Annotated in this window: 12 protein-coding genes; 9 read left to right on the top strand and 3 right to left on the bottom strand. The window is 34.5% G+C overall.

Translation table 11 applies throughout. The features are described from left to right. Positions 1-239: helix-turn-helix domain-containing protein (locus CUN59_RS21105; protein WP_165790193.1), on the bottom strand; the 239-nt coding region annotated here is incomplete at its 3' end. A 172-nt stretch (positions 240-411) separates the two neighbouring features. On the opposite strand from CUN59_RS21105, the gene CUN59_RS12600 reads away from it, so the two are divergent. From CUN59_RS12600 to CUN59_RS12590, 3 genes are all read left to right on the top strand, one after another. Next, positions 412-636, top strand: coding sequence for a DUF433 domain-containing protein (locus tag CUN59_RS12600; RefSeq protein ID WP_104388177.1), 225 nt, complete (start codon positions 412-414; stop codon positions 634-636). Continuing rightward, positions 633-965, top strand: a complete 333-nt coding sequence (locus CUN59_RS12595; RefSeq protein ID WP_104388176.1) for a DUF5615 family PIN-like protein — start codon at positions 633-635, stop codon at positions 963-965. The genes CUN59_RS12600 and CUN59_RS12595 overlap by 4 nt, the downstream gene beginning before the upstream one ends. Positions 966-1,163: 198 nt before the next feature. Beyond that, positions 1,164-1,700, top strand: coding sequence for a hypothetical protein (locus CUN59_RS12590; RefSeq protein WP_104388175.1), 537 nt, complete (start codon positions 1,164-1,166; stop codon positions 1,698-1,700). Positions 1,701-1,856: 156 nt separating this feature from the next. Here the strand turns inward: CUN59_RS12590 and CUN59_RS12585 are convergent, their stop codons facing one another. Then, a complete protein-coding gene (locus CUN59_RS12585) occupies positions 1,857-2,651 on the bottom strand; it encodes a GUN4 domain-containing protein (RefSeq protein WP_165790192.1) in 795 nt (264 codons plus the stop codon). 116 nt (positions 2,652-2,767) lie between these two features. Between CUN59_RS12585 and CUN59_RS12580 the strand changes: the two genes are divergently transcribed. The 6 genes from CUN59_RS12580 to CUN59_RS12555 all read left to right on the top strand — a co-directional run bounded on the left by CUN59_RS12580 (position 2,768) and on the right by CUN59_RS12555 (position 10,454). Further along, positions 2,768-4,387 (top strand): RluA family pseudouridine synthase, encoded by a 1,620-nt coding sequence (locus tag CUN59_RS12580; RefSeq protein WP_104388173.1) that lies wholly within the window; start codon positions 2,768-2,770, stop codon positions 4,385-4,387. Between the two features lie 91 nt (positions 4,388-4,478). Continuing rightward, the gene (locus tag CUN59_RS12575) at positions 4,479-5,054 is read left to right on the top strand and encodes a TetR/AcrR family transcriptional regulator (RefSeq protein ID WP_104388172.1); all 576 of its coding nucleotides are present in this window, start codon (positions 4,479-4,481) and stop codon (positions 5,052-5,054) included. A 65-nt stretch (positions 5,055-5,119) separates the two neighbouring features. Further along, positions 5,120-6,406, top strand: coding sequence for an ABC exporter membrane fusion protein (locus tag CUN59_RS12570; protein WP_104388171.1), 1,287 nt, complete (start codon positions 5,120-5,122; stop codon positions 6,404-6,406). 34 nt (positions 6,407-6,440) lie between these two features. Next, complete coding sequence (gene devC, locus CUN59_RS12565) at positions 6,441-7,622, top strand: ABC transporter permease DevC (RefSeq protein ID WP_104388170.1); 1,182 nt, start codon at positions 6,441-6,443, stop codon at positions 7,620-7,622. 136 nt (positions 7,623-7,758) lie between these two features. Continuing rightward, entirely contained in the window at positions 7,759-8,508 is a 750-nt protein-coding gene (locus CUN59_RS12560) for a DevA family ABC transporter ATP-binding protein (protein WP_104388169.1), read from the top strand. 92 nt (positions 8,509-8,600) lie between these two features. Beyond that, positions 8,601-10,454 (top strand): protein kinase domain-containing protein, encoded by a 1,854-nt coding sequence (locus tag CUN59_RS12555; RefSeq protein ID WP_104388168.1) that lies wholly within the window; start codon positions 8,601-8,603, stop codon positions 10,452-10,454. A 138-nt stretch (positions 10,455-10,592) separates the two neighbouring features. Here the strand turns inward: CUN59_RS12555 and CUN59_RS12550 are convergent, their stop codons facing one another. Continuing rightward, positions 10,593-11,030, bottom strand: a complete 438-nt coding sequence (locus CUN59_RS12550) for a helix-turn-helix transcriptional regulator (RefSeq protein ID WP_104388167.1) — start codon at positions 11,028-11,030, stop codon at positions 10,593-10,595. Positions 11,031-11,164: the final 134 nt, after the last annotated feature.

Genomic DNA, 11,164 nt, shown 5'->3' with positions numbered 1-11,164 from the left:
GTTGGCATTTGCCTGAGATAAAATAGTGTCAGGCATATTTCTTCTTCAATTGTTAATTTTGGTTTACGTCCACCACCTGGTGAATTAACACGCAACTTACCTTTTTCTAACTGAGCTTTTTGCTCCTGATGAGCTAACAAAGCCTGCTCCATCAATGAAATAAATTGATCATAGCTAATTCCCAGTATTCCCCTAGCGCGTTTTGGGTGCAAATGTATATAATGGATGATATTTTTCATGTTTGGTAGAGCCACGGTATATCTTCAATTTACCGCTCTACCATTTTTTTGTATATATTGCGGACAGGTCTATTTTATTTTAGCTTAATTTGGGGATTACTTTTATTAATTAAGTTGCAGATTTTACAAACTTGATTTATGCTGAAAATAAGAGTTTATGAAATTAGCTTATATGTCAAACTTACTGAAAAGAATTACAATTAATCCTAAACAATGTGGTGGTCGTCCTTGTATTCGGGGGATGAGAATTAGGGTATCAGATGTATTAGATTTGTTTGCGTCTGGTTTAAGTGCTGAAGAAATTCTAGCAGAAATGCCGGATCTTGAAGCGGATGATCTCAAAGCAGCACTTTTATACGCTTCACGAAAACTCAATCATCCGGTGTTAGTTGCATGATAATCTGGGTTGATGCACATTTATCACCATCTATTGCTACTTGGATTACTCAGACATTCAGTATAACTACTTTAGCTTTGCGTGATGTGGGACTAAGAGATGCTGAAGATGAGGAAATTTTTGCAGCAGCAAAAGCTCAAGGTGTTATCTTTATAACCAAGGATAGCGACTTCATTGATTTAGTTGAACGTCTGGGAACACCCCCCCAAATCATTTGGTTAACCTGTGGTAATACTTCAAATGCTAGACTGAGAGAGATTTTGAGCGCAAATTTACTGGAAGCTTTGAAGATTTTATCTTCAGGTGAAGCATTAGTTGAAATTACTTGAGTCAAATGTACACGCATCCTATAATAAAAGAGTTGATGAAATCAGCTTATATGTCAAATTTATCCAATTATGCCAATAGCAAAGCAAAAGCTCATTGCAATAACTGTCGTGGACAGGTAAATCATTGAGCTTAAAGTACCAGATGAAGAAGTAGATTATTCCTCAGAGTTTTCTTCAACTTTAATACTCTGTGGCACAGTGCTTTTTGCCGCTTTTCACCCAATTGAAGTGTCAGCAAATAACTGTGATAACCAGCCTTGGTATTTGAAGAGGTCTTGTGAACAAAAGAATTTTGTCCGTCGCAGAAATGAATATTTTAGGTACTTGAACAGAAGTGAGGACAATTTTATTTTCTGTGATTATTATTCTCAAGGAGTAGCTGTTAAAATAAAAGTTAAACTACCTGATCAAACTTGCTATAAAGCATCTTCTTACTGGTTAGAGCGTCAAAGATTAAACGTCAATAATCGCTTAAATATACCAGGGTTTTTTCAGTCAATTTGGGGAGATTTATTAAATTTAATTGGCAATATTGCTAATACTTTCAATGAATTATTCTCAATTATTTATTTCTTTAATAGACCAGCTAATTTAGTTGATTTGCTTGGAGCTATCTTCAATCTTGCAGTTTCGATTATTATCTTCGTTGTAACTCTTGTTATTCTAGTTATTTTGTTATTTTTGCTGTGTTCTGTATTCTTTTATGCAAGAGGATGGTTTAAAAAACAAGAATAAAGTTATGTATAATATTAACCTTGAATTTGATCTATCTTAACTTTATGCACAAGAATACTGTAGAGCGATCGCCCACACTAGAAAATAGATGTATGCCTTATTTTCCCTTTGAGGTCAGTTAACATGGATATCAGTCCAACTTTAAAGGATTTAATATTATCTTTCCCCTAAATATTGACAATTATTGATGCGAATAAATATCTTATGATAACAACCTACAGATTGTCCAAACCACAACTTATCTAAACTACCGACACAAGGTTTAGTAAAGGATATTCCTACAGGTTTAGGAAAATGTCCTCTGGGGGTATCTAGGGATAATTGAGAATTAGATTCTGTATTTTGTATTTCTTCTTTGTTCCATCCTACTCTTTGCTTAAATCTTTGCTCTACTTCATAATTAAAATCAATTTTTCCATGATTTTCCTCTTGCCAAATTTGAGTTTGTACGCTAAAACTAAATTTATTGTCACTAGCATTTAACCATAATTTATCTATATTCTGTAAAGCATTACAAGGGAAAGTTTCTATAGCTCTTGTACTTAACCATTTTTTCCTTTCTCTATTGGTAATTTTCAACATTAACGACTGTGTTTCTTCAGCAGAGTTTTTCCAGTCTTTAGCTTTTAAATACTGACTTAATTGATCATAATTTTCTGGTCTATGTTGAGGATGCCAATAAATCCAATCTTGAATTTGATATGATGGAAAAAATGCCAAAAATGGAATTGATAAGATAAAGGCTAAAATCAAATATTTGGTAATGCCAGCAATCATTTTATCCAGTTTATGAGGATAAAATTTAGGACTGGTTACTACAGAAAGCAAGTGAGAAACTTTTTGAAAATCTTTATCTATAAAAACATACATCAAGATGAAGGGTAAAAACAAAAATCCGATACTGAGGATAAAATAGCCGACAGGATGATAAATAATTGCTGGGATGAGCAAAATTAGAGGTATTGTAAAATAGACAAACATCCAAAAAATAAACAGCTTCCCAACTAATATCAGCAATTTAGATAAAAACTGGCTACTTATAAAATTATGTATCATATTAATAATTGATGATTATGCTTCATCCCCTTACAGATTTTATTAACTCTAATTCTATCATTACTGATGCCCCACCAAATTATTACTATCAAGGCTATTGTCCCGAAACAGGCGAAATCTTGAAATTACCTCGTACCCCTTTAGCAGAAGCTATAGCCAATAGTTTAATGGAACAACTGACACAAAATCATCTTTATTCCCAGGAAGGAAAAATGTATGGTATTTTGTTAATTGAATTGCCTAATGGTGAACAAAGAGTTATTAAAGCATTTTCGGGTTTATTAGATGGTAAAAGTATCCTTTCAGGTTGGGTTACACCAATTCCCGGTAGAGAAGAAGTTACTGATTTAGAAAATCAGACTTTAGCAGAATTAGAAGTAATTAAACAACACATTATTAATTTGCAACAACTCCCTGCAAGACAAGAATATCAAACTCTATTGACCCAATATACCCCACTATTAGAAGCTATTAGTTTAAAACATCATCATAGCAAACTTAAACGACAGGAACAACGGCAAGAATTTTATCAAACTCTGACAGGTGCATCCCTAGAAACTGCCTTGGCTAAACTGGAAGCAGAAAGTCGTCAGGAAGGAAGAGAAAGCCGGGATATTAAACGTCGTCAAAAGGAAATTTTACAGCCATTACAGGAAATTATAGCCACCGCAGATCGGAAAATTATAGAACTAAAACAACAGCGTAAACAACTATCTCGGAAACTACAAACACAAATGCACGCTGCATATAGTTTGACTAATTTTTATGGAAAATCTCAATCCTTACAGCAATTATTTCCAGATGGAACACCCACTGGGACTGGTGAATGTTGCGCTCCTAAATTATTACATTATGCAGCTACTCATGGCTTAAAACCTTTAGCTATGGCTGAGTTTTGGTGGGGTAATTCGACGGTAGAGAATAAAGTTCAAGGAGAATTTTATGGTGCTTGTGAAGAAAGATGTCAGCCATTAATGGGCTTTTTACTATCAGGACTGAAGCCAAATAAACCAGAAATAATTTATGAAGATGAATGGTTAATTGCTGTGAATAAATTATCAGGTTTATTGTCTGTTCCTGGTCGTTATTCTCATAATCAAGATAGTGTAATTAGTCGTTTACGTTATTTCTATAATCAAGAATTAATTGCTGTCCATCGTTTAGATCAAGAGACTTCGGGAATTTTATTAATTGCTAAAAATGCAATTACTTATTCTCAATTAAGTCAACAATTTGCACAAAGACAAGTTCATAAAGTTTATGAAGCTGTTCTTGGAGGTTGTCTGACTATTGAGGAAGGTAACATTAATTTACCTTTATGGGGAAATCCTGACGATCGCCCCTATCAACAAGTGGATATGGAACGGGGTAAACCAAGTCTAACTCACTTCCGGGTGATGGCGAGGGAAGGAAATTATACTCGTGTGGAATTTGTCCCCCTGACGGGACGTACTCATCAATTACGGGTTCATGCTGCCGATAGTAGAGGACTGGGAATGACTATTTTGGGCGATAAACTCTATGGTTGTTGCGCTGATACTAATAGATTATATCTACACGCTAGGGAGTTGCGTTTTCAGCATCCTCATGTAGAAAAAATCTTACATTTACAGGTAAAAACACCGTTTTAACTCAGATATCTATTTTGTAAAGATATATTGACAAATATCTGAAAATTATCATAAAATTTAATATAACAAACGTTCGATATAAAACCGACTCATGCCGAAAATTGTTGATCATGAACAATACCGCCAAGAGTTACTGGGTAAATGTTTCGATTTATTTGCTGCTAAAGGCTATGCCTCCATTACTATGCGGCAAATTGCTGCTGGTTTAGAGGTTTCCACTGGGACTTTGTATCATTACTTTCCCAATAAACAAGCTTTATTTGAGCAGTTGGTGGAAGAAATTAGTCAGCAGGATGTAATTGCTGCTTTAACAGAATTTGGAGGTAAAAATAACTTATCAGAATTGATGACAGCTTTGGGTCAATATCTGGTGAAAAATGAGGATTATTTAATTAAGTGGACTTATATCTGGATTGATTTTTGTCAACATCAAGATGCAAAAATAATGCTGAATAATAGTGCAGTTTTTAAACGTGCTAATCAAAGATGTCAGCAAGTAGCTTGTGATTTATTGGGTGTTCAAGATACGGTATTAGCATCCTTTGTTTTAAGTTTTGTCAATGGTGTAGTTCTAGAGAAATTATGGGGGAATGAAAATATTGATTTTCACAAACAATGCCAAATTTTAGGGGAAATGTTAACAGCATATTTGGATAAGAAATCCTAGTTTGATATCAATAACTAACTAGATATCACTGTTGAGTAATTAATTTCTTAATCAGAGTCATTAGTATGAGTTATAAACTGTTTTTGAAACCAGTTAATCAAGGTTTAATTGCTTTAATAGTTGTCGCTACTGCGATTACAGGTGGAATGGTGATGTATGGAATTACCAATTTTGGACAACCGGCTAAAACGGCTGTGAATAAAGTTCAGGTAAATGAACCTATTTTACAAGTTAGCGCTTTAGGAAGATTAGAACCGGAAACAGAAATAATTAAGTTATCTGCACCTTTAGCATTAGATGGCGATCGCGTTGCGGAAATATTAGTTAAACAAGGGGATAATGTTCAAGCAGGACGGGTAATTGCTATTTTACAATCCCGTGATCCTTTAAAAAATGCTGTTATTCAAGCACAGAAACAAGTCAGAGTTGCCCAAGCTAAATTACAACAAATAAAAGCTGGTGCAAAATCAGGAGACATTAAAGAACAGGCAGCAATTGTTGAACGAATTAAGGCACAATATTCAGGAGATAAGCAAGCCCAAATAGAAAATATTGCTCGTATCACTGCCCAATGGGATGGTGATAGAATCGCTCAAGGAGCAACTATTAATAAATTAACTGCAGAACTTAAAAATGCAGAATCAGAATATCAACGCTATCAAAAATTATTTTCTGAAGGAGCAATTTCTAACTCTGTAATTGATAGTAAACGTTTAAATGTAGAAACTGCTAAACAGATATTAAGTGAATCTGAAGCTATTCTTAACCGGATTAATACTACAGCCAATAAACAATTAGCAGAAGCCAGAGTTGCTCTTAATCGTATTAATACTACTAGCAATCAACAAATTAGTGCAGCCAAAGCAAAACTGAATAGTATTGCCGAAGTTCGGCCTGTGGATGTGGAGTTAGCGCAAACAGAAGTGGAAAGTGCGATCGCTAATCTCAAACGAGCAGAAACTGAACTAGAAGCAGCTTATATTCGGGTTCCCATGAGTGGACAAATTCTCAAAATTCATACTAAAGTCGGTGAAAAAATTGATAAAGAAGGTATTGCTGACATTGCCCAAACTAGCACTATGATAGCAGTTGCAGAAGTTTATCAAACTGATATTAGTAAAATAAAAGTAGGACAAAAAGCCACAGTTACCAGTCAAGGATTTACAGGAGAATTACAAGGTACAGTTTGGCAAATTGGCTTACAAGTTAAACGTCAAAATGTTTTTAGTGATCAACCAGGAGAAAATTTAGATAGTCGCATTGTAGAAGTTAAAATTCGCCTCAATCCTGAAGATAGTCAAAAAGTTTCTAGCTTAACTAATTTACAAGTACAAACAGCAATTAAATTGTAATTAATTTCTCATCAAGGTGCAGAGAATAAAACCCATGATTAAAAACATATTTCGGAAAACGCCCCTAGCTTGGCGACAATTAATGAAAGAAAAAACGCGGCTTGTGGTGGCAGTCGCAGGAATTACCTTCGCGGATATGCTAATATTTATTCAGATGGGTTTTGAAAGTGCCTTATTTGATGCCGCGGTTCAACCTCACCGCAATTTACAAGCGGATTTGGTATTAATTAACCCTCAATTTCAAACCCTATTTTCAGTTAAAAGTTTTTCGAGAGAAAAACTTTATCAAGCATTAAGTTATAACGGTGTAAAATCAGTTAGTTCTATTTACATTAGTACCGGACAATGGCGGAACCCTGTAACAAGAATGGATCGAGCAATTTTAGTTTGGGGTGTAGATCCGACTACACCTGGATTAAAATTTCCGGAAGTCGAAGCTAAAAAAGACTATCTTAAACAATTAAATCAAGTTTTGTTTGATGAAGCCAGTCGTCCAGAATATGGAGAGATTGGGAAGACTTTTCGGGAAACTGGCAAGTTTAATGCCGAATTAAGCGGAAAAAATGTCAGTATTAAGGGTTTATTTCAAAATGGTGCTTCCTTTGCTGCGGATGGGAATGTAGTAGTTAGTGATTCTACTTTTTTACAATTATTTCCCACTCGCAAAGCTGATCAAATTGAAGTTGGTTTAATCACTCTTCAACCTGGTGCTGATATTGAAAAAGTTAGGGAACAACTACAAATAGGATTAAATCCAGATCCTCAAAAACCCTTTGTTGAAGTTGGTACTCCAGAAACATTTGCTCAAAAAGAAAGAACTTATTGGGCTAATGGTACAGGTATTGGGTTTATTTTTAGTTTGGGTGTGATAGTTGGTTTTATTGTTGGTATTGTCATTGTTTATCAAATTCTTTATTCTGATGTTTCTGATCATTTACCAGAATATGCCACTCTCAAAGCAATGGGTTATACTGATAATTATTTATTGCGAGTTTTATTACAAGAAGCATTATTGTTAGCTGCTTTAGGATATTTACCTGCATTTTTCCTATCTTTCGGATTATATCAATTAACTTTTGCCGCAACTCTTTTACCAATAGCTATGAAAGTAGATCGGGCAATTAATGTTTTTATATTAACGGTAATTATGTGTACTATTTCTGGTGCAATTGCTATGAGAAAACTCCGTTCTGCTGATCCTGCGGATATTTTTTAAAATAAGAATTCAGGAGTCACCGAGTCACCGAGTCAGAATATTTGTTCGTTTTAAAAGAGAGAAATCATGAAAATTGATCACAGATACACGCAGTTAAATACAGATATATTGGCAGCATACTCTAAGGAGAAAATTTATGACATTTAATTTTACAACTCCAACTATTGCACTTAACTCGACTTCAGAAACAGTGATTTCTGTGGCTAATCTTAATCATTATTTTGGTACAGGTGCGCTGCAAAAACAAGTCTTATTTGATATTAATTTAGAGATTAAGGCTGGAGAAATTGTCATTATGACCGGTCCTTCTGGTTCGGGCAAAACTACCCTATTATCATTAATGGGGGGTTTACGTTCTGCCCAAAATGGCAGTTTACAAATATTAGGACAGGAAATGTCAGGTGCAACTAAAGGACAATTAACTAAATTACGTCGTCAAATTGGTTATATTTTTCAGGCACATAATTTGATGAGTTTTTTGACAGCAAAAGAAAATGTGCGAATGTCTTTAGAGTTGCATGAAAATTACCTCAAAGGAGATATTAACGCCAAAGCTACAGCCATGTTAGAACACGTTGGTTTAGGAGAACATATTAATTCCTACCCAGAGTATTTATCAGGTGGACAAAAACAACGGGTAGCGATCGCCCGCGCTTTAGTCAGTCACCCCAAAATAGTATTAGCAGATGAACCCACAGCCTCATTAGATAAAAAATCCGGTCGGGATGTGGTGGAATTAATGCAAATGTTAGCTAAAGAACAAAATTGTACTATTTTGCTAGTCACCCATGATAACCGTATTTTAGATATAGCTGATCGCATCGTTTATATGGAAGATGGACAACTAAAAAGTGATGGTGTAGATATTGGTGTTAAAGTCAATTAATATTCCCAGTCTTGCGGAAAGGTGATAATATTTGGAAAATCAAGGATAACTTTGCGTAAATCAGCGAAAACCTCAACCAAGAGTAAAGTTATATGACACTGACACTATTGAATAATCGTTATCAGGTATTGCGGGTACTGGGTACTGGAGGGTTTGGAAAAACATTTTTGGCAGAAGATACTCAAATGCCTTCGGGTAAGCGGTGTGTGATTAAACAACTTATGCCAGTGATTAATAATCCCCAACTATACCAACTGATACAAGAAAGGTTTCAGAAGGAAGCGGTTGTTTTAGAAGAACTTGGCGATCATAATACTCAAATTCCCCGGTTATATGCTTATTTTTCTGAAGGTGGGGAATTTTATTTAGTTCAAGAATATATTGAAGGACAAACTCTCAGGGAAAAGTTACAACAACAAGGGTTATTTAATGAAGTTACAGTTAAGGAAATTTTAATTAATATCTTGGAAATTCTTGAATATGTTCACGGTAAAGGTATAGTCCATCGAGACATTAAACCAGAGAATATTATTTTACGTTCTTCTGACAACAAACCAGTGTTAATAGATTTTGGGGCTGTGAAGGTGACGATGAATACGGAAATGAGTCCTTCTGGCAATTCTATTCAGTCTATTGTCATAGGGACACCCGGATTTATGCCAATGGAACAAATAGCAGGAAGACCAATATTTGCTAGTGATTTATATAGTTTAGGACTAACAGTAATTTGCTTATTAACAGGCAAAATACCTCAAGATTTACCAACTGACCCAAATATGGGTAACATTTTGTGGCGACATTTTGTACCCTATTTGAATGTTAATTTTGGAGATATTTTAGATAAAGCTATTTCTTATAATCCATGCGATCGCTATCTCAATGCTAGAGAGATGTTGACCGCTTTACAAACTCTCTCAAATCCCGTTGCACCTGCTTTTGTCCCAACACCTGCGGTTATTCCAGTACCATCTCCTTCATCACTTGAAAATACAATTGTAGTAAGTTCAGGTAATGACCTCCAAAATTCTCATCAAACTAATCAAAATACCGCTAGAGGTGGAATAATTCTTGCTAGTATAATTGCCAGTGGTTTAATTGGTGCCTCTATTATTATTGGCTTTGCTATTAATAAATCACCTTTACCTATTGAATCATCAAATAATAAAAATACATCAGTATCTTCATCCGCAAGTCAAGAAAATCAAAAAACCGCTATATCAAATATTAATAGTCCTATTAACTCCGAAAGTCCCTTACCTCCATCTTCCGCAAAAACAGAAACTAACAATCAACAATTATCAGACTCATCTACACTAAATAATTCTATTTATTTTGTTGCTGATTCTACTTTTTCAGATTTACAGACTGCTACCAAGGAAGCTGACAACTTACAAGTGAAGGGTTATTCTCAAGCTGGAATATTCTGGATACCAGATTATCCTAATCTATCAGATAAACCCTTATATCAAGTATATGCTAATCAGTTTAGTGATCTCACAAACTGCATCAACTTCTTAAAGACCTATGGAAAAATTAATTCAGATTCCTATTGTGTACTTGCTAGTAAAGATGCAAATACATCACCTAATCGGGTGTTTTTCAAAGAAATTTCTCATATCTCCATATCTAATACATCACCAATAAATACCACAAATGCAAATACCCAGAATTATTTTTGGATTTCTCAAAGACGAGTTACCGAAACAGATTTAGCAGGTAAAGATGGTTATGAATTAGATATTATGCGAAATACAGTTTTTGCTGTTAAGGGTCGCAGGTTTGATACTCCAGGTTTACAAGAATATTTTAACCAACAGTCTTGGTATAATCCTCGATATTCGCCAAACCAATTTCCAATGAGTTTGCTATCAAAATTAGAACAGCAAAATGTGGAATATATTGCTAAATATCAAGATCGGAATAATCTACGTTATTTTAAACAATAAGTATTACATTTAGATTATTATACAAACAGGATTTGTAGATCCCCGACTTCTTTTACTTATTCTGTCTATAAATCATAAATTGATCTAAGAAGTCGGGGATCTTTTTTCCTCACCTAAATCCTGACAATTAATACTCCTTTATTTAAAGATAATTTCCTCCCGAATTTCCAGGTTAAGAGTTTTTTGAATTTTCAAAAGTTTTGTCAGACTAGCACTAGCATATCCATTTGCTTCATCACGTTGCACCTGTTGAGGTTTAACTCCTAAAAGTTTGGCAAAACTTTCTTGAGTATGTCCACGAATAATCCGCGCTTTAATGAGTGCTTCTGGTAATTTCTCTAAACTATCATATTGCAATTTATCAATTTTACCTTGATTATTTTTGAGATTTTCGTACTCTTTTATCTCTTCAGTAAACTCCTCAATTTGACTTTTGAGTGAATCAATACGAGCCTCAAGGCGTAGTTTTTGGTTTTCATCTTCTGGAATTGGTTTACTAGCATATTGAGTCATTGCTAACTCAAATTTCTTCATCTGTGCTTTAGTAATATTGTACTGCCATTCATTGAAAATCATTAGATAATGCCAATTTATTAGACCTCCAGATAATATCCATTAAAATTAACCGATTATACCTAAACAGAAATAAAACATTGGCTTGTTATTTACAAGACTTTGATAATAATTTCGGCTCTACTAGAGTGGTTATG

This window comes from Cuspidothrix issatschenkoi CHARLIE-1, assembly GCF_002934005.1.
Taxonomy (GTDB): domain Bacteria; phylum Cyanobacteriota; class Cyanobacteriia; order Cyanobacteriales; family Nostocaceae; genus Cuspidothrix; species Cuspidothrix issatschenkoi.
The sequence above is the reverse complement of the archived record's forward strand: the minus strand, read 5'-3'. Positions and strand labels throughout refer to the sequence as shown.

Excerpts from the sequence above, each read along its gene's own strand:
- CUN59_RS12600 (WP_104388177.1), top strand. The coding sequence starts at position 412 with ATGTCAAACTTACTGAAAAGAATTACAATTAATCCTAAACAATGTGGT.
- CUN59_RS12595 (WP_104388176.1), top strand. The coding sequence starts at position 633 with ATGATAATCTGGGTTGATGCACATTTATCACCATCTATTGCTACTTGG.
- CUN59_RS12580 (WP_104388173.1), top strand. The coding sequence starts at position 2,768 with ATGATTATGCTTCATCCCCTTACAGATTTTATTAACTCTAATTCTATC.
- CUN59_RS12575 (WP_104388172.1), top strand. The coding sequence starts at position 4,479 with ATGCCGAAAATTGTTGATCATGAACAATACCGCCAAGAGTTACTGGGT.
- CUN59_RS12570 (WP_104388171.1), top strand. The coding sequence starts at position 5,120 with ATGAGTTATAAACTGTTTTTGAAACCAGTTAATCAAGGTTTAATTGCT.
- devC (WP_104388170.1), top strand. The coding sequence starts at position 6,441 with ATGATTAAAAACATATTTCGGAAAACGCCCCTAGCTTGGCGACAATTA.
- CUN59_RS12560 (WP_104388169.1), top strand. The coding sequence starts at position 7,759 with ATGACATTTAATTTTACAACTCCAACTATTGCACTTAACTCGACTTCA.
- CUN59_RS12555 (WP_104388168.1), top strand. The coding sequence starts at position 8,601 with ATGACACTGACACTATTGAATAATCGTTATCAGGTATTGCGGGTACTG.
- CUN59_RS12550 (WP_104388167.1), bottom strand. The coding sequence starts at position 11,030 with ATGATTTTCAATGAATGGCAGTACAATATTACTAAAGCACAGATGAAG.